The organism is Novosphingobium acidiphilum DSM 19966 (genome assembly GCF_000429005.1).
Taxonomy (GTDB): Bacteria; Pseudomonadota; Alphaproteobacteria; order Sphingomonadales; family Sphingomonadaceae; genus Novosphingobium; species Novosphingobium acidiphilum.
In genome coordinates, this window is sequence record NZ_AUBA01000016.1 from 62,223 (window position 1) to 84,251 (window position 22,029).

The 22,029-nt window shown below is 64.7% G+C and carries 25 protein-coding genes; 11 read left to right on the forward strand and 14 right to left on the reverse strand.

Annotated features, from left to right (window positions below; all coding sequences use genetic code 11):
* The first annotated feature begins 2 nt into the window (after positions 1-2).
* Positions 3-671 carry a ribosome biogenesis GTP-binding protein YihA/YsxC gene (gene yihA / locus G404_RS0113740; RefSeq protein WP_036521456.1) on the forward strand — a complete coding sequence of 223 codons (669 nt, stop codon included), beginning with the start codon at positions 3-5 and terminating at the stop codon, positions 669-671.
* On the opposite strand, the gene G404_RS19115 is transcribed toward yihA, so the two are convergent.
* Positions 672-2,639 carry a putative bifunctional diguanylate cyclase/phosphodiesterase gene (locus tag G404_RS19115; RefSeq protein ID WP_051280702.1) on the reverse strand — a complete coding sequence of 656 codons (1,968 nt, stop codon included), beginning with the start codon at positions 2,637-2,639 and terminating at the stop codon, positions 672-674.
* Positions 2,640-2,793: 154 nt separating this feature from the next.
* Here G404_RS19115 and G404_RS0113750 point away from each other — a divergent pair, with 154 nt between their 5' ends.
* Both G404_RS0113750 and dapE read left to right on the forward strand, forming a co-directional pair.
* On the forward strand, positions 2,794-3,450 hold the full coding sequence (locus G404_RS0113750; RefSeq protein ID WP_028641603.1) for a glutathione S-transferase family protein: 657 nt from the start codon (positions 2,794-2,796) through the stop codon (positions 3,448-3,450).
* 15 nt (positions 3,451-3,465) lie between these two features.
* The gene (gene dapE / locus G404_RS0113755; RefSeq protein WP_036521459.1) at positions 3,466-4,614 is read left to right on the forward strand and encodes a succinyl-diaminopimelate desuccinylase; all 1,149 of its coding nucleotides are present in this window, start codon (positions 3,466-3,468) and stop codon (positions 4,612-4,614) included.
* Positions 4,615-4,621: 7 nt separating this feature from the next.
* Here the strand turns inward: dapE and G404_RS21005 are convergent, their stop codons facing one another.
* Complete coding sequence (locus G404_RS21005; protein ID WP_425411648.1) at positions 4,622-4,978, reverse strand: Smr/MutS family protein; 357 nt, start codon at positions 4,976-4,978, stop codon at positions 4,622-4,624.
* On the opposite strand from G404_RS21005, the gene G404_RS21010 reads away from it, so the two are divergent.
* On the forward strand, positions 4,977-5,123 hold the full coding sequence (locus tag G404_RS21010) for a hypothetical protein (RefSeq protein ID WP_425411649.1): 147 nt from the start codon (positions 4,977-4,979) through the stop codon (positions 5,121-5,123). The genes G404_RS21005 and G404_RS21010 overlap by 2 nt on opposite strands.
* 73 nt (positions 5,124-5,196) lie before the next feature.
* Here the strand turns inward: G404_RS21010 and mltA are convergent, their stop codons facing one another.
* Both mltA and G404_RS0113770 read right to left on the reverse strand, forming a co-directional pair.
* On the reverse strand, positions 5,197-6,375 hold the full coding sequence (gene mltA, locus G404_RS0113765) for a murein transglycosylase A (RefSeq protein WP_028641606.1): 1,179 nt from the start codon (positions 6,373-6,375) through the stop codon (positions 5,197-5,199).
* Between the two features lie 4 nt (positions 6,376-6,379).
* On the reverse strand, positions 6,380-7,057 hold the full coding sequence (locus G404_RS0113770; RefSeq protein ID WP_028641607.1) for a Tim44/TimA family putative adaptor protein: 678 nt from the start codon (positions 7,055-7,057) through the stop codon (positions 6,380-6,382).
* Between the two features lie 303 nt (positions 7,058-7,360).
* Here G404_RS0113770 and secB point away from each other — a divergent pair, with 303 nt between their 5' ends.
* From secB to G404_RS0113795, 4 genes are all read left to right on the forward strand, one after another.
* The gene (secB, locus tag G404_RS0113775; RefSeq protein WP_028641608.1) at positions 7,361-7,897 is read left to right on the forward strand and encodes a protein-export chaperone SecB; all 537 of its coding nucleotides are present in this window, start codon (positions 7,361-7,363) and stop codon (positions 7,895-7,897) included.
* A gap of 58 nt (positions 7,898-7,955) precedes the next feature.
* The gene (gene murJ, locus G404_RS0113780) at positions 7,956-9,521 is read left to right on the forward strand and encodes a murein biosynthesis integral membrane protein MurJ (RefSeq protein ID WP_028641609.1); all 1,566 of its coding nucleotides are present in this window, start codon (positions 7,956-7,958) and stop codon (positions 9,519-9,521) included.
* A gap of 24 nt (positions 9,522-9,545) precedes the next feature.
* Positions 9,546-10,565, forward strand: a complete 1,020-nt coding sequence (gene trpS, locus G404_RS0113785) for a tryptophan--tRNA ligase (RefSeq protein WP_028641610.1) — start codon at positions 9,546-9,548, stop codon at positions 10,563-10,565.
* Between the two features lie 176 nt (positions 10,566-10,741).
* Positions 10,742-11,389: a DUF4136 domain-containing protein gene (locus G404_RS0113795; RefSeq protein WP_084601339.1), complete on the forward strand. Its 648-nt coding sequence runs from the start codon at positions 10,742-10,744 to the stop codon at positions 11,387-11,389.
* Positions 11,390-11,426: 37 nt separating this feature from the next.
* Here G404_RS0113795 and dut read toward each other — a convergent pair whose 3' ends face one another.
* A complete protein-coding gene (dut, locus tag G404_RS0113800; RefSeq protein ID WP_028641611.1) occupies positions 11,427-11,897 on the reverse strand; it encodes a dUTP diphosphatase in 471 nt (156 codons plus the stop codon).
* Positions 11,884-13,065: a bifunctional phosphopantothenoylcysteine decarboxylase/phosphopantothenate--cysteine ligase CoaBC gene (gene coaBC, locus G404_RS0113805; RefSeq protein WP_028641612.1), complete on the reverse strand. Its 1,182-nt coding sequence runs from the start codon at positions 13,063-13,065 to the stop codon at positions 11,884-11,886. Before coaBC ends, dut begins: the two co-directional genes overlap by 14 nt.
* Positions 13,066-13,146: 81 nt before the next feature.
* Here coaBC and G404_RS0113810 point away from each other — a divergent pair, with 81 nt between their 5' ends.
* Positions 13,147-13,551, forward strand: a complete 405-nt coding sequence (locus G404_RS0113810) for a hypothetical protein (protein ID WP_028641613.1) — start codon at positions 13,147-13,149, stop codon at positions 13,549-13,551.
* Here G404_RS0113810 and G404_RS0113815 read toward each other — a convergent pair.
* Genes G404_RS0113815 through G404_RS0113825 form a run of 3 tightly spaced genes read right to left on the reverse strand, consistent with a single transcriptional unit; the run spans position 13,548 to position 17,019 of the window.
* On the reverse strand, positions 13,548-14,681 hold the full coding sequence (locus G404_RS0113815; RefSeq protein WP_245584533.1) for an acyltransferase family protein: 1,134 nt from the start codon (positions 14,679-14,681) through the stop codon (positions 13,548-13,550). The genes G404_RS0113810 and G404_RS0113815 overlap by 4 nt on opposite strands.
* A gap of 5 nt (positions 14,682-14,686) precedes the next feature.
* Positions 14,687-16,258, reverse strand: a complete 1,572-nt coding sequence (ubiB, locus tag G404_RS0113820; RefSeq protein WP_028641615.1) for a 2-polyprenylphenol 6-hydroxylase — start codon at positions 16,256-16,258, stop codon at positions 14,687-14,689.
* Between the two features lie 11 nt (positions 16,259-16,269).
* Positions 16,270-17,019 carry a class I SAM-dependent methyltransferase gene (locus G404_RS0113825; protein ID WP_028641616.1) on the reverse strand — a complete coding sequence of 250 codons (750 nt, stop codon included), beginning with the start codon at positions 17,017-17,019 and terminating at the stop codon, positions 16,270-16,272.
* A gap of 85 nt (positions 17,020-17,104) precedes the next feature.
* Between G404_RS0113825 and mutM the strand changes: the two genes are divergently transcribed.
* The gene (gene mutM, locus G404_RS0113830; RefSeq protein WP_028641617.1) at positions 17,105-17,917 is read left to right on the forward strand and encodes a bifunctional DNA-formamidopyrimidine glycosylase/DNA-(apurinic or apyrimidinic site) lyase; all 813 of its coding nucleotides are present in this window, start codon (positions 17,105-17,107) and stop codon (positions 17,915-17,917) included.
* Between the two features lie 108 nt (positions 17,918-18,025).
* Here the strand turns inward: mutM and G404_RS0113835 are convergent, their stop codons facing one another.
* The 5 genes from G404_RS0113835 to G404_RS20125 form a co-directional block, all read right to left on the reverse strand.
* Positions 18,026-18,208 carry a Flp family type IVb pilin gene (locus G404_RS0113835; protein WP_028641618.1) on the reverse strand — a complete coding sequence of 61 codons (183 nt, stop codon included), beginning with the start codon at positions 18,206-18,208 and terminating at the stop codon, positions 18,026-18,028.
* A 386-nt stretch (positions 18,209-18,594) separates the two neighbouring features.
* The gene (locus tag G404_RS0113840; protein ID WP_028641619.1) at positions 18,595-18,777 is read right to left on the reverse strand and encodes a Flp family type IVb pilin; all 183 of its coding nucleotides are present in this window, start codon (positions 18,775-18,777) and stop codon (positions 18,595-18,597) included.
* A 201-nt stretch (positions 18,778-18,978) separates the two neighbouring features.
* Positions 18,979-21,339 carry an EcoAI/FtnUII family type I restriction enzme subunit R gene (hsdR, locus tag G404_RS0113845; RefSeq protein WP_028641620.1) on the reverse strand — a complete coding sequence of 787 codons (2,361 nt, stop codon included), beginning with the start codon at positions 21,337-21,339 and terminating at the stop codon, positions 18,979-18,981.
* 4 nt (positions 21,340-21,343) lie between these two features.
* On the reverse strand, positions 21,344-21,559 hold the full coding sequence (locus G404_RS0113850; RefSeq protein ID WP_028641621.1) for a DUF2283 domain-containing protein: 216 nt from the start codon (positions 21,557-21,559) through the stop codon (positions 21,344-21,346).
* Positions 21,556-21,708 carry a hypothetical protein gene (locus tag G404_RS20125; RefSeq protein ID WP_211230789.1) on the reverse strand — a complete coding sequence of 51 codons (153 nt, stop codon included), beginning with the start codon at positions 21,706-21,708 and terminating at the stop codon, positions 21,556-21,558. The genes G404_RS0113850 and G404_RS20125 overlap by 4 nt, the downstream gene beginning before the upstream one ends.
* A gap of 89 nt (positions 21,709-21,797) precedes the next feature.
* Between G404_RS20125 and G404_RS0113855 the strand changes: the two genes are divergently transcribed.
* Positions 21,798-22,029 (forward strand): transposase (locus G404_RS0113855; RefSeq protein WP_028641622.1); only part of this gene is annotated, 232 nt, incomplete at its 3' end.

Consider the following 22,029-nt stretch of genomic DNA (forward strand, 5'->3'; position numbering starts at 1 on the left):
AGATGGCGTCCCCCACTGGTCCCGATGAAGAAGGTCTGCGCCTGATGGCGCTGGAGGAACGCGCGCGCGCGCTGTTTTCGGGCCGCGTCGAATTCCTCAAGTCTGCGCCATCGCTGAAATTCCTGCCCGATCCGGAAGAACCCGAAATTGCGTTTGCCGGCCGGTCGAATGTCGGCAAATCGTCGCTGATCAACGCGGTGACCGGGCGCAAGTCGATTGCTCGCGCCTCGGTCACGCCGGGGCGCACGCAGGAACTCAACTGGTTCGAAGTGGGCGATCCCACGGTGATGCGGCTGGTCGACATGCCCGGCTATGGCTTTGCCAAGGCGCCGCCCAAAGTGACCGAGATCTGGCGCAAGCTGGTGCGCGATTTCCTGCGCGGCCGGGTCGTGCTGAAACGCACGATGCTGCTGATCGACGCGCGCCACGGGGTCAAACAGGTCGACCTCGACATGATGACGATGCTGGACGAATCCGCCGTGGGCTATCGCATCGTGCTGACCAAGGCCGACAAGGTGCGCGCCGACGAGCTGGCTGCGGTGCACGCAGCAACCGAAGCGGTGGCGCGCAAGCATATCGCCGCCTATCCCGGGGTGCTGATCACCTCGGCCGAAAAGAACGCGGGCATCGCCGCCTTGCGCGCAGCGATCCTGGAAGATTCCGAAATCTGATCAGGCGCTGCGCGCGGCGCCGGGCGCGGGTTGCCCCAAGGTTTCGGCAGGCACCGCAAAGCGCAGCGCCTGGCGCAGCCTGTCGGGCCGCGCAAGGTAATAGCCCTGGATATAGTGAAATCCGGCCAGCGTTGCTTCGAGCAACTGGCCTTCGGTTTCGATGCCTTCGAACACGCAGTCAACTTCGAGCGCGCTGGCCAGATTGCGCACCGCCGCCATCAGCCGCCGTCCCGCCGGATCGGTCAGGCGTGCGGCAAAGCTGCGGTCGATCTTGACCAGATCGATCTCCAGCCGGTTGAGCGCGGCCAGGCTGGAATAGCCGGTGCCGAAATCGTCGAGCGCGATGCCGGCGCCTTCGGCGCGCAACCGCGCCAGCGCCGCGCGCGCCTTGTCGAAATCGCGGATCACGCTGGTTTCGGTAATTTCGAAAATGATCCGGCGCTGCGATCCGGATTTGCCCGCGATCATGGCGGTCAGCGCATCGATCGTTTCACGATCGGCCAGGTCGGCGGCCGACAGGTTGAACGACAGGCGCAGCCCATCGGGCATCGTGGCCAGATCGGCCATGGCCATGGTAAACAGCGCCAGCGTTACCTGCCGTGCCATGCCGAGCCGTTCGGCCGTGGCGATCAGCATTTCGGCGGGCACCGCGCCCAAAGTCGGTGATTCCCACCGTGCCAGCGCCTCAAGCCCGCTCAGCTCCAGCGAACGGGCGCGCACGATCGGCTGATAGGCCAGGCTCAGTTCGGCGGACAGGTCGGCGGTCTGCAGCGCCGATTCGAGCGATTGTTCGGACCGGATCATGTCCTCCAGCGCGGCCGAAAAGCGCACGATGCCGCCGCGCTGCTGCTTTTTTGCGTGATAAAGCGCGAAATCGGCACGGTCGAACAGGTCATGCGCATTATCGCCTGCATCGGGAAACGCGGCCAGCCCGCACGAACAGCCAACGCTGACTTGTGCCTCGCCCAGGTCGAACGGTTGCTGCACCACCTCGACCAGCCGCGCCGCGATCGCTTCGGCCGCGTCGATGCCGGCAAGCGCAATCAGGCCGAATTCATCGCCGCCCAGCCGCACCACGGTCAGCCGGTCATCGCGGATCGACGCCAGCCGCCTGCCCAGAATGGTCAGCAGGCGATCGCCATAGACATGGCCGAGCGTGTCGTTGATCGGCTTGAACCGGTCAAGATCGATGACGCCAATGGCAAAGCGCGTGCCGGCGTCTGCTTGTGCCAGCATTGTGTCGAGCCGATTGAAGAAATGGCGCCGGTTGGGCAATCCGGTCAGCGCATCGGTATGCGCCAGCCGGGCATTTTCCGCGCCCAGTCGCTGCGCCTGGCTGCGCTGGCTGCGCAGTTCAAACTGCGATCCCTCCAACTGCACAAACGCGGAAAAACTGTCGGTCTGAACTTTAAGCACCAGCAATCCGACCAGCCCGATGTCGATCGCCATCACCACCACTTCATAAGGCCCGCGCAACACGCAATAAGGCAGATAAAGCCCCAGCACGGCCACCGCCCCGACCCGCGCGGCGCGCGGTGCATACGTCAGGCAGAAAATGCACCCGATCACCGTGATCGCCACAAACAGCGTGATATGCGCGTGCTCGAACGGGCCGCCGTATTGATCGAGCGCGATCGCCCAGACCGTGAATGCGACCCCGACCAGCAGTGCAAATATCTCTGCCCGCCTGATATTGGTTCGCGCCAGCGTCAGCATGTCGGACTGCGGGTCGGGCGTCATCGCCCAATGCACCGCCCGCCAAGCCGCAAGCACCAGGCTGAGCGCCGGCACCGCCAGCGCCAGGATCAGCGGAGCCAGCCGGACATACGCCCATCCGACCGCCGTCGCATTGACCGCCAGCAGTGCATAGAGCACCGGCACCTGCCGCGACAGGTTCTGGTACTGCGCCAGCGGCAGCAGGCGGTTGTGCACGACGGCATCGGTCTGGTCGGGGGGGGACGCTGGCATGATCCGCAATTCTGGCCACAAAGGTTTGCCAAGTCCGGGTGTCGCACCTGCGGGTTTGCGCTTAAGCCTTGCGCATAAACGGTTCCTGCAGGAAAATGGTTGAAATTTCCGGTATCCACGAACCAGGGCGATACGCATGGACGCAGCGCGGACGATGAAACTGGTGATCGGCAACCGGCGTTATTCAAGCTGGTCGCTGCGCGGCTGGCTGGCCTGCCGCCAATCGGGCCTGCCGTTTGATTGCGCGGTCGTGCCGCTGTTCGGGCCCGATTGGCACCAGGTGCGCGCGACGCTGCCGCTGATCGCGCCGTCTGCGGGCAAAGTGCCGGTGCTGTGGCACGGCGATACGGTGGTGTGGGACAGCCTGGGCATTCTCGACTATCTGGCCGACCAGGTCGGGCGGGACCGGTTCTGGCCGCGCGATGCCGCAGCGGCCGGGCTGGCGCGTTCGGTGGTGGCGGAAATGCACGGCGGGTTCGCGCCCTTGCGCAGCGCACTGCCGTTCAATCTGGGCCGGCATCAGGCCCCGGTGGCGATGGATGCCGCGGTGATTGCCGATATCGATCGCGTGCTGACGCTGTGGGCCGCGGCGCGCGCGCGGTTTGGCCAGGGCGGGCCGTTCCTGTTCGGTGCGTTTGGCGCCGCCGACATTGCCTTTGCCCCTGTCGCGCTGCGCCTGATCAGCTATGGCGTCGATCTGCCCGGTTTTGCCGCGGCCTATGCCGATGCTGTGAACGAGCACCCCTGGATCGTCCAGTGGCGCGCCGATGCCGCACAGGAGGTCTGGCGGATCGAACGATACGAATTTTAGCGAAAGTGCGAGTTGATGATTGCCGATACGCTTGATCCCGTTGCGCTGACCGAACGCCTGATTGCCTGTGACAGTGTAACCCCCGCCACGGGCGCGGTCTTTGCCGAACTGGCGGCCATGCTCGAACCGCTGGGCTTTGCGGTGCATCGCTTTGTGGCCGGCGCGGCGCCCGATGGCCCAGTGGAAAATCTGATCGCCCTGCGCACCGGCCCCGCAGGCAGCCGCCATTTCGCCTTTGCCGGGCACCTTGATGTGGTTCCGCCGGGGCAGGGCTGGTCCAGCGGGCCGTTTGCGCCTGAACGGCGCGGCGATCTGCTGTACGGGCGGGGCGCGGTCGACATGAAAGGGGCGATTGCGGCGATGGTGGCCGCGGTGGCGCAGACGCCTGCCGATGCGGGCACGATCAGTTTCCTGATCACCGGCGATGAGGAAGGGCCGGCGCGCTTTGGCACGGTCGAAATCATCAGGGCCTTGCGCGAAACCGGGCAGATGCCCGATCTGTGCCTGGTGGGCGAACCGACCTCGGCACGGCGGCTGGGCGATATGGCCAAGATCGGCCGGCGCGGGTCGGTCAATATCTGGCTGACCGCACCGGGCGCCCAGGGTCATGTCGCCTATCCGCATCTGGCGGACAATCCGATCCCGCGGCTGGTGGCGCTGTTGTCCGAACTCGATGCCTGGCACCTTGATCACGGCAGCGACTGGTTCCAGCCATCAAACCTGGAAGTGACCGATATCAGCGTCGGCAATCCGGCCACCAATGTCATCCCGGCCGAGGCGCGCGCGCGCCTGTCAATCCGGTTCAACGACCTGCAGGCGGGGGCCGACCTGGTTGCGCAAGTCACCGCGATGGCCGAACGCCACCGCATCCAGACCCGCGCGGTGATCTCGGGCGAGGCGTTCATCACGCTGCCGGGCGCGTTTTCGTCGCTGGTGTCCGAGGCGGTTCTGGCCGAAACCGGGATTGTGCCCGAATTGTCCACCACCGGCGGCACGTCCGATGCGCGGTTTCTGCGCGCGGTGTGTCCGGTGATCGAATTCGGCCTGTGCAACGCGACGATGCACAAGACCGACGAGGCGGTGGCGATGGCCGATCTTGCGGTGCTGACGCGGATCTATCGCCGCATCGCGCTCAGTTGCCTGTCGCAGCGTTCGCTGGCGTGATGCGCCGTCAGCGCGTTTTCCTGAGCACGATATAGACCGCGCCTGATCCGCCGTGGCGCGGGCTGGCGCCGCGCACGGCGGCGATCTGACCGGCATGGGGGCTGTGCGCCAGCCAGTCGAGCAATTTTGCCCGGATCGCACCGCGCCGTTCGCCGCGCGCATCGTGATCGCCGTGCGGACGCGGCTTGCCCGCGATCAGCAGGATCACCCGTGCGCCCATCGCCAGCGCTTGCGCAATTCCCCCGATCAGCCGGGCATGCGCCGAATCCAGGTTCATCCCGTGCAGATCGATGGTGACGTCGGGCACGATCGTGCCGCGCGCCAGTTTGCGATCCCAACTGCCGTCAAGCCCGTCGCGGGTCATGGCACGTACAGGCGGCGGCGGTGGTGGCGGCGGCGGCAGCGGTGCCGGCACCCGCCCACGCACGCGCTTTGCCGGTGGGGCAGGGGGTGCGGGCGTCGGCGGGGGGGCGGGCGGCGCGGCGCCCGCAACCGGGACCTGCGGGTGAAGCGGGGTAACAGTCGCCGCAACTTTGCGCCACAGGGCCGCCTCATCGGCGCTCAGTCCGCGCGGGGCCTGTCTCATCGCCGTTGGGGAATGCCTTTGGGCAGCAGGATCAGCGCATGACCGTGCGCGCTCATCCCGCCGGCCACGCGGCGCGCCTCGGCACCCGCGCCCCAGAAACTGTCGAACCGGTTGGCGCCCTTGATCGCGCCTCCGGTGTCCTGCGCCACCCACAGTCCGCCCAGTTCGGGGCGGTCGGTGGTCAGGAACACCGGTGCGCCCAGCGGCACGAACGCGGGATCGACCGCAAGCGTCACACGCGGCGTAACCGCCACGCCCAGCGCGCCGACCGGCCCGGTTGACGGGTCACCGGCGATCGCGGTGGTATCGCGAAAGAAAATGTAACTGCGGTTTTGCCGCATCAGCGCACGCCCCTGATCGGGATGATCGCGAATGTAGCGCAAGATGCCCTGCATCGAACCCCAATACTGGCCGGGGCCCCCGCCGATCAATCCTTGCGCATTCATCACGCTGCCGATGCCGGTATAGGCCCAGCCGTTTTCCCCGGCATAGCCGATGCGCATGATCGTGCCGTCGGGTGCCCGCAGCCGCCCCGAACCCTGCACCTGCAGAAAGAACAACTCGGCAGGGTCGGCGGCCCAGGCTATTTCCAACCCCCGGCCCGCCAGCGCGCCGTTTTCGATCTGCGTGCGATCCCAATAGGGCACGAACAGCCCGTTGGCATCGTACCGCCCCAGCGGCATTCGGCCATCGGCGTTCGGCCGTGCATCGCCAGGCTTGGCGCGCACCAGATCGGGCGGCAGGCGATAGATCGGGACGTCAAACCCGGGTTGATGATTGCGAACCCCGGCGATTTCCGGTTCGAAATAGCCGGTGACATAGCTGGCGCCGGTGCCGACTTCGACCGTGTCGAACCATGTGGCAAAAAAGCGCGCCGCGTCATTGCGTGGCCAGGCGGTGGCGGCCTGGCACGGCGCGACCCAGTCGGATGGCTGGGTCAGGCCGCTGCTGTCGCCACGCAGGGCAAGCCTGGGGCAACTTGCGGCAAACGCCACCAGCGCGGCACGGGCGTTGGCCTGCGTCAGCGCGCCGATCGGCGGACCATGGTGGACGCCAACGCTTGCGGCATTGGCACCCGCCGGCCGCGCCGGTGGCACATGCGTTGCAGGAGGCACCGCCCGGCCGCAGGCCGACAGCAGCGCCAGGCCCGCCAGGGCCACGGCACGCCAGTGCATGAATTCAGCCCTGGTCTGTTTCGTCGAGCTGCCAGTCCGGGTCGCGCGAGGTCAGATCGCGCGTAAAGGTCCACAGATCCCGGCTTTCCAGCGCATCGTCAAGCGATCCGGCAACCACCGTCCCATCGCCGTTGCGGGTAACGGTGGCAATATCGGCCACGAAGCGCACCGCGATCCGCGCAAGCGGGGCGGCAAATTCAGCAGATATGATCCGTGCATCGTTCACGCGGATCAGGCGGGCATCGACCGTTTCGCCCGCTGCGCCACGCGCATCGATGGCCACGGCAAAGCTGTCATAGACAGCGCGTTCGCACAATTGCGCCAGCGCGTCCTTGTCGCCGCGCCAAAACGCGTCAAGCACCATGCCATAGGCCGATTTGGCGCCCGTCAGGAACAGCGTGACGTCAAACCGGCGGTCGGCGTTGATGATGGCGCGAATGCCGGCCTCTGCACTCGTGTCAAAACCGGTGGGTTCGGCGGCGATGCTGGTCGTACGCGGCGCGATCGGCGCCTTTTCGGGCAGTTTTGAGGGCATGGCGCGCGGGGTTGCCTGCGGGTCAGTGGTTTCAAGGCGGCGGCGCAGCGGTTCGTCGCTGTCTCCCTGGCGCCGGCCGAGCACGGCGTAAAGCCTCAGCCCCAGAAACACGGCGATCATACCCAGGATGACAATTTCTAAAATCACGCGTCAATTCCCGCATCGGTGGCCTGGGCAAAGGCAGGAATCGAACGGTCCTGCCATTACGCCGCTGTCTATAGTGCCCGAGATAGATACGATTTACAAATGAACAACCGATGGACGACGCAATGTTGCATTTCCGAGGCAAAAAAGCCCCTATGGGAAGGTGTGTCGATCGGGGAATCCGCCACCCGCCGGCCCGCCGCCCCTGCCGGTTGCCGTGATCGGGCACAGGTGCTAGTCGCGCGCCCTAGGGCGGAGGCTGGTGCCGCCGGCCCGTCCCGTTCAATGTCCACGAAAGCACGATCCATGGCCGACGAAGGCAACATCATCAGCAATATCAACCTCGATGCGGGCGGCCCTGCCGCCAATGGCGAAGACACCACGCCTGCCATCGGGTTCATTTCGCAATATGTAAAAGACCTGTCGGTTGAGAACCCCAACGCGCCCGACAGCTTTCAGTGGGCAGAAACCCCTGAAATGACAGTGGATTTCAATATCGCGGCGCGCAATCTGGGCCCCGATGTGCACGAGATCGAACTGAAGATCCGCGCCAATTCCAAAACCGCGCAAGGCGTCGCGTTCATTGTCGAGCTGGCCTATTGCGGCTTGATCGCGATGCGCAACGTGCCCGACGACCAGGCCCATCCGTTCCTGTTTGCCGAGGCACCGCGGCTGCTGTTCCCGTTTGCACGCCGCGTCATTGCCGATGCCGTGCGCGATGCCGGTTTCCCGCCGCTGATGCTCGAACCGATCGATTTCAACGGCCTTTATTTCGCACAGTTGCAGCAGCAGCAGGCCGATGCCGTTGCGGCTGCCGTTGCCAACCCGATGGGCGAAGCCTGATCATGGCAGAAGCCCGGCCAGGCCATGGTCTGCCGGGCTTCTGCATCCGGAAGGCCGCATGAACCTTCTCAAGGCCACAGGAACCATCGGCGGGCTGACCCTGATCAGCCGCGTGCTGGGCCTTGTGCGCGACAGCCTGTTTGCGCGTTTTGTCGGCGCCAGTTTTGCCTCTGACGCGTTTCTGATCGCGTTTCGCCTGCCCAACATGTTTCGCGCGTTGTTTGCCGAAGGCGCGTTTGCATCGGCGTTCATCCCGATGTTCAACCAGAAAGTGGCCGATCCACAAGGGCGCGGCCTGGCCGATGGCATCGCCTTTGCCGAACAGGCGCAGGCGGTGCTGCTGCCGATCCTGCTGGCGATGACGGTGGCGCTCGAACTGTTGGCCTGGCCGGTGACGATGGTCCTGTCGGGCGGGTTCAACGATGTCACACCCGCCCAGTTTGCCTTTGCCGTGACCCTGTCGCGGTTCACGATCCCGTATCTGATGCTGATCAGCCTGGTATCGCTGTTTGGCGGGATCCTGAATTCGCTGCACAAGTTCTGGGTCAACGCTGCCGCGCCGATCCTGCTCAATCTGACACTGATCGTGGCGCTGGTGGTGTTTCACGCGTCCGATCCGCTTGGCACCGCGCGCAACCAGGCGATTGCCGTATCGGTGTCGGGCGCGTTGCAGCTGGCCTGGCTCGGCTGGTCATGCTGGCACAACGGGGTCAGCCTGCGGCTGCGCCTGCCGCGGTTCAATCCCGATGTGAAGCGACTGTTGGCGTTGATCGTGCCGGCCGCGGCCGGCGCCGGCGCGGCGCAGATCAATCTGGTGATATCCTCGGCGCTGGCGGCACGGCTGCTCAGCCACGGATCGGTTACGTACATCTATATGGCCGACCGGCTGAACCAATTGCCGCTGGGGCTGATCGGAATCGGGCTTGGCACCGTGCTGTTGCCGACGATCTCGCGGCAACTGGGCGCAGGCGATGACCTGGCAGCGCTTGATACGCAAAACCGCGGGATGGAACTGGCGCTGCTGCTGGCGCTGCCGGCAACGGTCGCACTGGTGGTGTGCGGCGAACCGATCGCGGCGGCGCTGTTCGGCTATGGCCGGTACACCGCTGCCGACACGCATTATACTGCGCAGGCGCTGGCCGCGTTTTCGATCGGCCTGCCAAGCTATATCCTGGTCAAAGTGCTGACGCCCGGGTTCTATGCCAGGCAGGATACGCAGACCCCGGTGCGCTTTGCGATGATTTCGATCGCGATCAATCTGGTGGGCAATCTGATCCTGATCCTGCCGCTGCGCCATGTCGGGCCGCCGCTGGCAACGGCGATCGCCTCGTGGGTCAATGTCTGGCTGCTGTATCACCGGCTGGTGCGGCGCGGGCATTTCATTGCCGACCGGCGTTTGCGTCGGCGCGCACCGCGGCTGGTGCTGGCGGCGCTGGCGATGGGGGCGGTGCTGTGGCGCGGGCAGATCTACATGATGCCCTATGTCCATGGATCGTGGTTCATGCGCTTTGGCGCACTGGCCGCGCTGGTTTCGGGCGGAATGGTCGTCTATGGCCTGGCCACTGTCATCATGGGGGCATTTTCCCGCGATGACATTGCCCTGTTGTTGCGGCGCCGCCGCTGATTTCGTTGATAAGGTTTGCGACCCATGCGTATCGTTTCCGGCATCCAGCCCACCGGCAATCTGCACCTTGGCAATTATCTGGGCGCAATCCGCAACTGGGTGGCGATGCAGGACGAATGGACGGCAAAGGGCGCGACCTGCCTCTATTTCCTGGCCGATCTGCACGCCATTTCGATGCCGCATGTGCCAGCCGATCTGGGCGCCAGCACGCGTGACATGGTGGCAGCACTTGTCGCCTGCGGCATCGATCCCGATCGGTCGGTGCTGTTCAACCAGGCGCAAGTGCCGGCGCATGCCGAACTGCAATGGCTGCTCAGCGGCACCGCGCGGATGGGCTGGCTGAACCGCATGACCCAGTGGAAGGACAAGGCGGGCAAGAACCGCGAAGGCGCGTCGGTGGCGTTGTTTACCTATCCCGTGCTCCAGGCTGCCGACGTGCTGCTGTACCAGGCGACGCACGTGCCGGTGGGCGAGGATCAGAAACAGCATCTGGAACTGGCGCGCGACATCGCGCAGAAATTCAACAACGATTTCGCCAGCGAAGCCGCCCCGGTGTTCACCCTGCCAGATCCTATCATCCCGCCCGAAGCCGCGCGGATCATGAGCCTGCGTGACGGCAGCGCCAAAATGAGCAAGTCCGACCCGTCGGACCAGAGCCGCATCAACCTGACCGACGATGCCGACATCATCATGCAAAAGGTGAAAAAGGCGCGCACCGATCCCGAACCCTTGCCCGGCGAAGTGGCCGGTCTGGACGCGCGGCCCGAGGCGCGCAATCTGGTCGGCATCTATGCGGCGATGGCCGGGCGCGATGTGGCGTCGGTGCTGGCCGAATTTGCGGGCCAGGGATTTGGCCGGTTCAAGCCGGCACTGGGTGAACTGCTGGTCGAACGGCTGGCGCCGATCGCCGCGCGGTACCGCACCTTGCGCGATGACCGTACCACGCTGGACACCATCCTGGCTGCGGGCGCGCAAAAAGCGCGTACGCTGGCACGGCCCACGCTCGATGCCACATACACCGCGCTGGGCCTGGTCCGGTCGTGATCGGGGCTGGCCAAACGGTATAAGCTGTTGCAGATCTGCCCTTGTGGACAGGGTGCACAAGGACAGCGTTCAACCGCTGTTCAGGCCAAAATGCGCACCCTGCCAAGGTGCAGGGTGGGCACAGCGGCCCGGTACGGCACAAACGCCGGGTCGAAAGGGAGCTTGATGACATGCCGATGAAAAACGTGTTTTCTGCCGGCCGGATTGCGGCACTGGCGCTGGCCTTCGGCCTGGCCGGTGCGCTGGGCGGCTGTGCCCAGCCGTTCGATGCCAGCGTGTCGCGGTTCAGCCACGAATTGCCGGCGCCTGCGGGCCAGACCTTTGCCGTGGTGGCGGAAGATCCGCGCAACGCCGGCGGCCTGGAATTCGGCCAATATGCGCAAGTGGTGTCCGAACAGCTGCGCCAGCTTGGCTATGTTGCGGGTGATCCGGCGACGTCAAACCTGGTGGTTGAATTCGATTACGGCGTCGACAAGGGCCGTGACAAGATCAGCATGTTTGGCCCCGATCCCTATTGGGGTCCGTGGCACGGGTATCGCGGCGGGTTTTACGGCGGCGGCTTTTACGGCCATCGCTGGGGGTACGGGCTGTACAACCCGTGGTTCAACGACGTCGATGTGACGACGGTCTATACCAGCAGCATCGATGTAAAGATCAAACGGCGCAGCGATGGCCAGCGCGTGTTCGAAGGCAAGGCGCAGGCCGTGTCGCCATCGAACCGCCTGTCCTATCTGGTACCCAATCTGGTCGAGGCACTGTTCAAGGGATTCCCGGGGCAGTCGGGCCAGACCGTGCGCATCTCGATCCCGGCGGAAAAGAAATAATTGCTCGTGATGGTCCTCCCCGTTGCGGGGAGGATTTTCAACCCGGCAGGGCGGACAGCCCGCCGGTCGAGCCAAAGCCACCCGCGCCGCGCGCGGTTTCATCCAGTTCGTCGGATTCCAGCCATTGCGCCTGGGTCACGGGTGCCAGCACCAACTGGGCCACGCGGTCACCGCGTTGCACGTCAAACGGCGCGTGGCCGTGGTTGATCAGGATCACCTTGAGTTCGCCGCGATAATCGCTGTCGATCGTGCCCGGGGTGTTGGGCACGGTTATGCCGTGCTTCAGCGCCAATCCCGAACGCGGGCGGACCTGGATTTCAAACCCCGGCGGGATCGCCATGGCCAGGCCGGTGGCCACTGCATGGCGCGCACCCGGCGCAATCGTCACCTGTTCAGCGGCCACCACGTCCATCCCGGCGGCGCCTGCGGTGGCATAGGCGGGCAGCGGCAGATCGGCATTGCCGGGCAGACGGCGCACGCGGACAGGAACAGGATCAGGCGAATGCATCGGCAATCTTTCGGATAAGGGCGGTGGCAACGTCGGTCTTGGCCATGCGCGGCAGGCTTTCCACCCCGGCGGCCGACACGATGTGCACGGTGTTGTCTGCGCCGCCCATCACATCGCCCGACACATCGTTGGCAATGATCCAGTCGGCGCCTTTGCGCGCCAGCTTGGCGCGGGCATGGGCGATCACATCGCAGGTTTCGGCGGCAAAGCCGATCAGCAGGCGCGGGCGCGCCGCGCCATGGCCAAGCCCGGCCAGAATATCGGGGTTTTCGATCAGCGCGATCGGCGCGATCTGGCCGGATCCGTCCTTTTTGCGTTTGTGTGCGGCCGTATCGGCCACGCGCCAGTCGGCCACCGCGGCCACCATGATCGCCACATCGCAAGGCAGCGCAGCCTCGACCGCGTGGGCCATCTGGCGCGCGGTTTCGACATCGATGCGGTGCACGCCGGGCGGCGTCGGCAGATGGACCGGCCCCGCGATCAGCGTGACCGTGGCCCCGGCGCGCGCGGCGGCCGCGGCCAGCGCAAAGCCCTGCCGGCCGCTCGAGCGGTTGGCAATATAGCGCACCGGATCGATCGGTTCATGCGTGGGACCGGCGGTGATTACGACATGGCGGCCCGACAGCGGGCGCGTGGCGGGCGCCAGCGCGGTGCGGATTGCCGCCATGATCGCATCGGGTTCGGGCAGGCGGCCGGGGCCCACTTCGCCGCAGGCCATTGCGCCTTCATCGGGGTCCAGCACCGTAACACCGCGCGCGCGCAGCGTGGCCAGATTGGCCTGGGTCGCGGCGTGCTGCCACATGCGCACGTTCATCGCGGGCACCGCCAGGACCGGCTTGTCGGTGGCAAGCAGCAGCGTGGTGGCCAGATCATCGGCCATGCCGGCGGCCATGCGCGCCATCAGATCGGCGGTCGCGGGGCATACCACCACCAGGTCCGCCTCTCTCGACAGGCGGATATGCCCCATCTCGACTTCGTTTTTCAGATCCCACAGCGTGGTGTGCACCTGATTTTCGCTAAGCGCGGCCAGTGTCAGCGGGGTGACAAAGCGCGATCCCCCCTCGGTCAGAACGCAGGTTACGCTGCCCCCGTCGCGACGGATCAGGCGCACCAGTTCCGACGCCTTGTAGGCAGCGATGCCGCCACCGATGATCAGCAGGATTCGCATGGTCGTGCGCTTCTTGCATTGGCGCGGGTTAGGGCGCAATCCTTTTGCATCCCCGCTGCAAAACCCACGAGGTGCCCCGCGATGCGATTTGTCCTGACTGCGCTGATTTTCGTGATCGGTCTGTTCGACCTGATGATGGCATCGTCATTTCTGCTGACACCGCTGACCGCCGGACAATCGCTGGGCGTGGCGCCCTATGCCGGCGTTGGCGCGGGGCTTTCGACCATCCGCGGCGATTTCACGTCGTTTTTCGGGGTGGCCGGGTTTGCCATGTTGTGGGGTGCATGGCGGCGCAATGCCGATCTGCTGCTGGTGCCGATGTTGCTGTTTGCCGTCACGCTGACCGGGCGCGCGATCGACCTGGTGTTGACCGGGCCCTATCCCGGCTGGCCGACGCCGATGCTGGTCGAAGCGGTGGAGGTGATCCTGTTGCTGGCAGGCTGGCGCCTGTTGCCGCATCACCCCATTGCCGAACTGGTGGACTAGGCGGCAACCGCGCGCACGTGCCGCAACCGATCGATCCAGCGCATCACCATGCGCTGCGCCGGGCGTTCGATCCAGCGGTGCGAGGCAAAGCCGGCCAGGACCGACGCGCCGACAAAAATCACCAGGAACACCGGCTGGCGAAACACCATGCGCGTGCCCAGCGTCGCATCGACCAGCAGCACCAGCGCCAGTTGCAGCGGGAAATGCCACAGATAGATGCCATAGGACGCATCGCCCAACTGCCGGCCAAAGCGCAAGGCATCGTCGCGGTCGGTCAGATCGATGGCCAGCGTCGCCGCCAGCACTGCCAGCGTGCCGAGCAGGATCGCGGCATCGTGCCCGTGCACTTTCAGCCCCGACAATTCCCACCCGGCGATCGCCAGCAGCGGGGCCAGCACAAACAGTCGCCGCGTATTCAGCCAGCCGTGCAGCGCCGCGCCATAAACCGCGACGCCGGCAAAGAAATAGCCGATGCAGTTGACCACCGTGGCCATTTTGGCGCCCATTGTTTCGGCGCGCGCGCCCGGCGGCAGCACATTGCCGAACACCAGCGCAAACATCGCCACCGCCACCGGCAGCGCCAGCAGCGCGGGCATCCGGCGCAGCATCGGCAACAGCGCCCAGAACGCGGCATAGGCCAGAATTTCGGTCGACAGCGACCACGTCGGGCCATTGTACGACTGGTTGACCTGCCAGCCCCAGGTCTGGGCCATGAACAGGTTGAGCGTGAAATGCCACCAGTCCTGATGGTGATAGATAAACGCGGTGCCGTTGGACGCGGTATAGACCGCCTGCAACACCGCCACCACGCCCAGCGTAATCAGGTGCAGCGGCCATAGCCGCGCCAGCCGCGCGGGCCAGAACCGGCCGCGCGCCGCAGGATCGGCCAGATAGACATGCGCAAACACGAACCCCGATACCGCCCAGAAATATTCGACCGCGACATGGCCATAATCATAGGCCCAGGCCAGCTGGTGATAGAACGGCGCGATCGAGCGGCGCACGTGAAATTCGAAATCAACCGGCGGCACAAAGAAATGCTGATAATGCCAGAACAGCACCGCGCACGCCGCCAGCAGGCGCGACAGGTCGAGCGCGTTGAAATGACGCTTGGGCAGACGCGCGTTCACGCCTGTCATCCCCACCAGTGCCGGGCCAGCGCCAGCACCATGATGCCCGCGCCTGCGGCCAGCGCCAGTGCGTGGCTGGCCAATGCACCCAGCCGCGAAGGCGCGCGCGGCGCGCGGTCCCACATCAGCGGCACATCGGGCAGGGGGGGGGCCTCGGGCGCGCCGCCACGGGGCGGAAACCGGTCTTCGATGCGGCGGATCAGATCGGGCACGCGCAGCAACGTGGCGGTATCTTCGCGCAGGCGTTCGGCAATCGCCGCCTCGGGGCCCAGTTCGTCGCGGATCCACGCGCGCACATAGGGTGCGGCGGTTTCCCACATGTTGATCGTGGGATCGAGCTGCGTGGCGATGCCTTCGACCATGACCATCGATTTTTGCAGCAGCAGCAGGTGCGGCTGGGTCTGCATGTCAAAATCGCGGGTGATCGCAAACAACCCGTCGAGCATCTGCCCGACCGACAGTTCGGACACCGATTTGCCGCGCATCGGTTCGCCCACGGCGCGCAAGGCGGTTGCGAATTCATCAACCGAATGAAAACTGGGCACATATTGTGCCTCGAAATGAATTTCGGCGACGCGGCGGTAATTGCCGGTGGTCAGGCCATAAAGGATTTCGGCCAGCCATTGCCGCGCGCGCCGGTCGATCCGCCCCATGATGCCGAAATCGATCGCGACGATCGTGCCATCGGCGGTGACGAACAGATTTCCCTGGTGCATGTCGGCATGGAAATACCCGCCGCTGATCGCCTGGGTCAGGAATGCCAGCACCAGCCGCTTGGCCAGTGCCTTGCGATCGTGGCCGGCCGCATCGAGTGCCGCCACATCGCTGATCTTGATCCCGTCGATCCAGTCGAGCGTCATCACCCGGCCATTGGTGCGGTCCCAGTCGATCGCGGGCACGCGATAGCCGTCAAACGCGTGCATCGCCTCGGCCAGTTCCGAGGCCGAGGCCGCCTCGCGCCGCAGATCCAGCTCGCGCATGGTCCAGCGGCGCAGATTGGCGATGACCATGCGCGGGCGCAACCGGCGCACTTCGGGCCCGCCCAGCGCCTCAAGATGCGCGGCCGCCCATTCATACGTCGCAATATCGCGGGCAAAGCGTTCGCGCACACCGGGGCGCAGCACTTTGACCGCCACATCACGACCATCGCGGGTGGTGGCGCGGTGCACTTGCGCGATCGACGCGGCGCCCACCGGCACCGGGTCAAACGTTGCAAACACGCTTTCCAGCGGACGTTCGAAACTCGATTCGATGGCCTGGCGGATCAGCGCGAAATCAACCGGCGGCAATTGGTCCTGCAGCGCCAGCAGATTGTGCGCCGCGGCATCGCCGACCAGATCGGGCCGGGTGGCAAGCGTCTGGCCCAGTTTGATCGCAGCCGGGCCGATCGCGCCGAATGCCCCGGCATAATCGGGCACCGCCGGCTGAAACGTGCCGAACCGGGCGATCCGGCACAGCCGCCGCACCGCCGCCGGCGTGTTGGCATCGCGCTCGATCCCGCGCAGCGCGCCGTGGCGGGCGAGCACGCGGCCCCATCCCAGCAGGCGGGCAATGTGACGAAGGTCTGTCAGCGCCATGGACCGGCCCTTCAGACTTTCCAGCCGGAATGGATCGCGACCAGCCCGCCCAGGATCGGTTCGACCTTTACGCGGGCAAACCCGGCCTCGCGCAGCATCGCGGCAAAGGCGGGCATCGGCGGAAAACGGCGAATCGATTCGATCAGATAGCGGTAGGAATCTGCGTCATCGGCGATCATCTTGCCGATCTGCGGCACCACATGGTGCGAATACAGGTCATAGGCCTGGGCAAAGCCGGGCCAGGTCGTGGTCGAAAATTCCAGGCAAAAGAACCGCCCGCCAAATTTCAGCACGCGGTGCGCCTCGGCCAGCGCGCGATCGATATGCGTGACGTTGCGGATGCCGAACGCGATCGTATAGGCATCGAACACGCGATCGCCGAAATCGAGCGTTTCGGCATTCTGGCACGACCAGGTCAGCCCCTGAATGTCGCGCTTTTCGGCGCGTTCGATGCCGACATCGAGCATATCCTGATTGATATCGGATACGGTAACGCGGGCCCCCGCACGCGCCAGGCGAAACGCGATATCGCCGGTGCCGCCTGCCATGTCGAGGATGGCTTCGCCCTCGCGCGGTTTGACCCGCGCAACAAAACGATCCTTCCACAGCCGGTGCATCCCGCCCGACATGGCATCGTTCATCACGTCGTATTTTTTGGCGACATTGGAAAACACCGCGCCCACGCGCGCCACCTTTTCCTCGGCCGGAATGTCCTCGTACCCGAATGAGGCGGTTTCGTGGGTGCCATCGCTGCTGGTCATGCCCGATCCTCTAGTGAAGTTTGTGCGCGCGGCAAAGCCTGATAGGTCGGTTTGCCCCGTTGTCTGTACAAGAGAATTGCCCAGCATGCCCGAATTGCCCGAAGTTGAAACCACCGTGCGCGGCCTGGCCACGGTGCTGGATGGCGACCGGCTGGTGCGCGTGGCGGTCAATCGCCCCGATCTGCGCCGTCCGTTTCCGGTGGATCTGGTGCAGGCAATGACCGGCGCGCGCGTGGTCGGGCTGGCACGGCGCGCAAAATATGGCCTGATCCACACCGATCGCGGCCAGACCATGGTGTTTCACCTGGGCATGTCGGGCCGGTGGCGCATCGATCCGGCGCAGATCGATCGGCATGATCACCTGGAGATCGAAACCGCGCGCGGCCACATGCTGGTGCTGAACGATGCGCGGCGATTCGGCTCGGTCGATCTGGTCGACACAGGCGCGCTGGACACGTTTGCACCGTTTGCCGCGCTCGGGCCCGAACCGCTGGGGCCCGGCCTGACGGTGGCGCATCTGGCGCACGCCTTTGCGGGGCGATTCGCGGCGGTCAAGCTGCTGCTGCTGGATCAGCGGATCGTGGCCGGCCTGGGCAATATCTACGTGTGCGAGGCGCTGCACCGCGCGCGCATCCATCCTGCGCGCGAAGGCGGAAAAGTGTCGCGCGCGGCGCTGACGCGGCTGGTGCCCGAAATCCGCGCCGTGCTGGACGAAGCGATTGCCGCGGGCGGATCGACCTTGCGCGATTATGCGCGCCCCGACGGCGAACTGGGCTATTTCGCCAAAGACTGGCGGGTCTATGGCCGCGAAGGCGATGCGTGCGCGTGCGGCCAGGTGGTGCAGCGTATCCCGCAGGGCGGGCGATCGACGTTTTTCTGCGCCAGGTGCCAGACATAGCCGCACCAGGGCCGCTTGTCCGGGCGGCAGGCGGCGCCCGGCCGGCGCATACGAAAAGGGGGGCAGGTTTCCCTGCCCCCCTTAAACGTCGTAGTCTCGATGTACGACTTAGAGCTTGCCGCTCTGCGCGTTGGTCATCTGACCCGAGACGAAGTTGAACGTGTTCGAGAGCGAGTTGCCCAGCGAACCCATCGCGGTGATCGCGGCGACGGCGATCAGAGCGGCAATCAGGCCGTATTCGATTGCGGTGGCGCCGGCTTCGTCATTGAGAATGCGGTTGATCAGCTTCATGTCAATTCCCCTTAGATGCCGCTCGTTGTCCCCGGAGTGGCAAGACCGGGTTTAACCGCAGGGCGTAAACCACTGGTTAAAGACGGCGGGCCGGCATGGCTTTTTTACAAGACGTTTTCATTTGGTGCGCGGTGCGCAGGGGTAAATGCTGCAGCGCTGGTGGTTTTTCGTGCCAAAGCAGGACGTTTTGGTGAATTCTTCTGCCGGGCACGTATTTGGTGAAATACCTGTTCAACCGATTCGCACACTATTTTGAACCGATGACAATAATGGTCACCCGCAATTCAATGCCGATTGTGTGCGCATGACAAAGGGGGCAGGTTTCCCTGCCCCCTTGTCGGGTGTGCCCTGGTACTGCGGCCCCGCGGGGGCCACGGCGGTGCTGACTACAGCTTGCCGCTTTGCGCGTTGGTCATCTGACCCGACACAAAGTTGAACGTGTTCGACAGCGAATTGCCCAGCGACCCCATCGCGGTGATCGCCGCAACGCTGATCAGCGCAGCCATCAGGCCATATTCAATCGCCGTCGCGCCGGCTTCATCCTTCATAATCCGATTGAACAGCGTCATGATATGGTTCCTCTGCGTCGTAAGACGGCCATGCAGTGATCCTGGGCACAGTGATAAGGGAAACCCGTAAAACTGCGGTTAACGGCACTGCAACACCGCCATCGGTGTTTCTGCGGGGTGGTGAGGCGGCCACGCGGCTTTCCAGTGCGGGCCGGCGGCACGGGTTGCTATGTCGTCCATGGCAGGACCCGTCCGCAAGACTTATGCCTGGGGCCCATTCTCGGCGTCGTAGAGCTGACGCTGAAAGCCCCGAAACGTCTTGCGGATTTCGCTTACGCTACCGAGTTCGCGCACCGCATCGCGTGGAGAGCCATACTTCAGTTCGAGCAGATCGGGCAGCTTGTCCATGCCCAGTTCGTCTTCGCCTTGCGCCACATATTGCGCCAGCACGAAGTCAAGGAACGCCTGGCTCTTGGCATCGCGGCCTGAAAGGATGCCCGCCCGATGCGTGTTCGCGCGTTCTTCGCGCCTCAGCGGGTGACGGGTGTGGGCGATGTAGTTCAGCACGTCGAACAGGTCGGATTCATCCGCGTCGATCATTGTGCGCACCTGCAACAGCTGTTCGCCGTCGAAGCCCCGATCGGCAAGGCCCGCGATCAGCGCGGCACGGGTTTCCGGTTCGCTCCAGATCTGGCGCAGTTCGTATTCGTCCCGGAACAGTTCGGGCAGTTTGCCGAACAGGCTTTCCACGAATTGCGCGGCGGAAATCGGCTTGCCCGATGCATCCCAGAAGGTGGACGCGCTCATGTGCTGAAACACGCGCTCCCTGCCGTCAGCCAGCTTGATGACCAGCTTTTGCGGAGGCGGGTCTGCCTCACCCTCTTCACCACCGTGCGGGTCACTTGCGTTGTCGCCCTCGCCCTCGCCGTCGTCCTTGCCGCCACGTGGCTTGCCAGGCGGATCGGGTGGTTGCGGCTCGCCATCCCAGTCGGGGTCGTTGAACAGCTCATAGGCCTTCACGAAATCGTAGATCGTGAAATAGTCCTTGCCGTCGAACAGGCGGGTGCCGCGCCCGATGATCTGCTTGAACTCGATCATGTTGGTCACGGGGCGCATCAGCACGATGTTGCGGATATTGCGCGCATCCACCCCGGTGGACAGCTTTTGCGAGGTTGTCAGGATCGTCGGGATCGACTTTTCGTTGTCCTGAAACACGCGCAGCCATTCCTCGCCCTTGGCCCCGTCGTTTGCGGTCACGCGCACGCAATAGTTCGGGTCGGCGCTGGTCTTGGTCTGGTTGATCAGATCGCGGACCATCGCGGCGTGGGTTTGCGTCGCGCAGAACACCAGCGTCTTTTCGCGCTGGTTGATCCGCTCCAGGACAATCTTCACGCGATACCGTTCGCGCGCCTCGATCTCGATTGTCCGGTTGAAGTCGGCCTCGGTGTAGCGCCTGCCTTCCTCCACCTCGCCAGACTGCACCTCGTCGCCGGGTGTGTAGACATAATCGTCGATCGTGGTGCCCAGCTCCACCACCTTGAACGGGGTCAGATAGCCGTCGTTGATCCCCTCTTTCAGCGAATAGGTGTAAACCGGATCGCCGAAGTAGGCATAGGTATCGACATTGTCGCGGCGCTTGGGCGTGGCGGTCAGGCCGATCTGCACGGCGGGTGCGAAGTATTCCAGAATGCCGCGCCATTCGCTGCCATCCCTGGCCCCGGCGCGGTGGCATTCGTCGATCATCACGCAATCGAAGAAATCGGGCGGATAATCCGCATAGTTGAAGGCCGGTTCTTCTTCGGTGCCGCCATCGGTCAGCACCGATTGAAAGATCGTGAAAAACACGCTGCCGTTCTTGGGCACGCGGCCCTTCTTGCGGATTTCGGCGGGCGTGATTCGCACCAGTGCATCGGCATCGAAGGCGGAGAAACTGTTGTAGGCCTGATCGGCCAGAATGTTGCGGTCTGCCAAAAACAGGATGCGCGGGCGGCGGGCAGGGTCAGCCCCGCTGCGCCAATCGTGCAGGTTCCAGCGCGATTGGAACAGCTTCCACGCGATCTGAAACGCCACGGCGGTCTTGCCCGTGCCCGTGGCGAGCGTCAGCAGGATGCGGCCCTTGCCCGCCGCAATCGCCGCCAGCGTCTTTTCGATGGCGTTGTACTGGTAATAGCGCGGATCGAACTTGCCGCCGGTTTCATAAGGGACGGCGGCGAACCGATCGCGCCAGGCATTGGCGTGGGCAAAGGTTTCAGCCCACAGCTCGTGCGGCGTGGGCCAGCGGTCGATCAGGCCCTCGTGGCCGGTGTGCATATCGATGCGATAGATCGCGCGGCCATTGGTGGCATAGGCAAAGCGGGTCTGCAGCCGCTCGGCATAGTCCTTGGCCTGCCCCACGCCTTCGCCCACGTCCAGCCCGACGCGCTTGGCCTCTACCGTGGCGAGCTTGGTGTTGCGATAGACCAGCACATAGTCGGCCGCCCGCGCCTTGGCCCGCTTGCCCAGACCCATCAGCCGCCCCGGCGCAATCACCTCGCGCCGCGTGCGGCTGTCACCCACCGTGCCCCAGCCGGCAAGTTCGAGCGCCGGGTCGATCAGTTCGGCACGGGTTTCGGCTTCGTTCAAAAGGCTATGCCGCCTTCAGATTGGCCAGCGGCAGCGCCCGGGTTTCCAACGTGGCAAGATCAAGCTTGGTCGATGCGTGATCGATATCCAGCCCGACGACCGCACCATCGGCATCGAAATCGACATTCAGCCCATCGGCAATTTCGCGCGTTTCCGTGCCCGGTCCGGCCTTCAATTCGATATAGAGGCTGTCGGTTTCGGCGTAGTAGAAAATCTTCATGGCTCGTCCTTGCGGAAATTGCGGTCAAGGAACGCGTTGTGCAACGTTTCCCCGTCGTCCAGCGTTACCACTCGCAAGATGCGCGATTCTGCTTCATCGGGCAAGGTTACCGTGCCCCAATGGCGAATACGGCCATCGTCCTGCACCACGCGCTGTCCCCCGTCAGCGCCTTTGGCACAGATTAGGGGTTGAGATTTGAGGAGGGTTGGGGCTTCGTCGTAGTGACGAAGGAACGCAGATGAAGCCCCAACCCTCCTCGAGAAAATTGCCCGCGAAAGCCCCTGCCGAGCAGGTGGTGAAGGACATTCGGCGCCAGACCCGCCGACATTTCTCCGCTGAAGACAAGATCCGTATCGTGCTCGATGGCCTGCGTGGCGAGGACAGCATCGCCGAGCTGTGCCGCAAGGAAGGTATTGCGCAGAGCCTGTATTACACTTGGTCGAAAGAGTTCATGGAGGCCGGCAAGCGCC

Excerpts from the sequence above, each read along its gene's own strand:
- G404_RS21005 (WP_425411648.1), bottom strand. The coding sequence starts at position 4,978 with ATGACCCGCGACGGGCTTGACGGCAGTTGGGATCGCAAACTGGCGCGC.
- G404_RS0113795 (WP_084601339.1), top strand. The coding sequence starts at position 10,742 with ATGAAAAACGTGTTTTCTGCCGGCCGGATTGCGGCACTGGCGCTGGCC.
- G404_RS0113835 (WP_028641618.1), bottom strand. The coding sequence starts at position 18,208 with ATGAAGCTGATCAACCGCATTCTCAATGACGAAGCCGGCGCCACCGCA.
- dapE (WP_036521459.1), top strand. The coding sequence starts at position 3,466 with ATGATTGCCGATACGCTTGATCCCGTTGCGCTGACCGAACGCCTGATT.
- trpS (WP_028641610.1), top strand. The coding sequence starts at position 9,546 with ATGCGTATCGTTTCCGGCATCCAGCCCACCGGCAATCTGCACCTTGGC.
- G404_RS0113750 (WP_028641603.1), top strand. The coding sequence starts at position 2,794 with ATGAAACTGGTGATCGGCAACCGGCGTTATTCAAGCTGGTCGCTGCGC.
- murJ (WP_028641609.1), top strand. The coding sequence starts at position 7,956 with ATGAACCTTCTCAAGGCCACAGGAACCATCGGCGGGCTGACCCTGATC.
- G404_RS19115 (WP_051280702.1), bottom strand. The coding sequence starts at position 2,639 with ATGCCAGCGTCCCCCCCCGACCAGACCGATGCCGTCGTGCACAACCGC.
- G404_RS0113810 (WP_028641613.1), top strand. The coding sequence starts at position 13,147 with ATGCGATTTGTCCTGACTGCGCTGATTTTCGTGATCGGTCTGTTCGAC.
- secB (WP_028641608.1), top strand. The coding sequence starts at position 7,361 with ATGGCCGACGAAGGCAACATCATCAGCAATATCAACCTCGATGCGGGC.
- mutM (WP_028641617.1), top strand. The coding sequence starts at position 17,105 with ATGCCCGAATTGCCCGAAGTTGAAACCACCGTGCGCGGCCTGGCCACG.
- ubiB (WP_028641615.1), bottom strand. The coding sequence starts at position 16,258 with ATGGCGCTGACAGACCTTCGTCACATTGCCCGCCTGCTGGGATGGGGC.
- mltA (WP_028641606.1), bottom strand. The coding sequence starts at position 6,375 with ATGCACTGGCGTGCCGTGGCCCTGGCGGGCCTGGCGCTGCTGTCGGCC.
- G404_RS21010 (WP_425411649.1), top strand. The coding sequence starts at position 4,977 with ATGGCACGTACAGGCGGCGGCGGTGGTGGCGGCGGCGGCAGCGGTGCC.
- yihA (WP_036521456.1), top strand. The coding sequence starts at position 3 with ATGGCGTCCCCCACTGGTCCCGATGAAGAAGGTCTGCGCCTGATGGCG.
- coaBC (WP_028641612.1), bottom strand. The coding sequence starts at position 13,065 with ATGCGAATCCTGCTGATCATCGGTGGCGGCATCGCTGCCTACAAGGCG.
- dut (WP_028641611.1), bottom strand. The coding sequence starts at position 11,897 with ATGCATTCGCCTGATCCTGTTCCTGTCCGCGTGCGCCGTCTGCCCGGC.
- G404_RS0113840 (WP_028641619.1), bottom strand. The coding sequence starts at position 18,777 with ATGACGCTGTTCAATCGGATTATGAAGGATGAAGCCGGCGCGACGGCG.
- G404_RS0113850 (WP_028641621.1), bottom strand. The coding sequence starts at position 21,559 with ATGAAGATTTTCTACTACGCCGAAACCGACAGCCTCTATATCGAATTG.
- G404_RS0113825 (WP_028641616.1), bottom strand. The coding sequence starts at position 17,019 with ATGACCAGCAGCGATGGCACCCACGAAACCGCCTCATTCGGGTACGAG.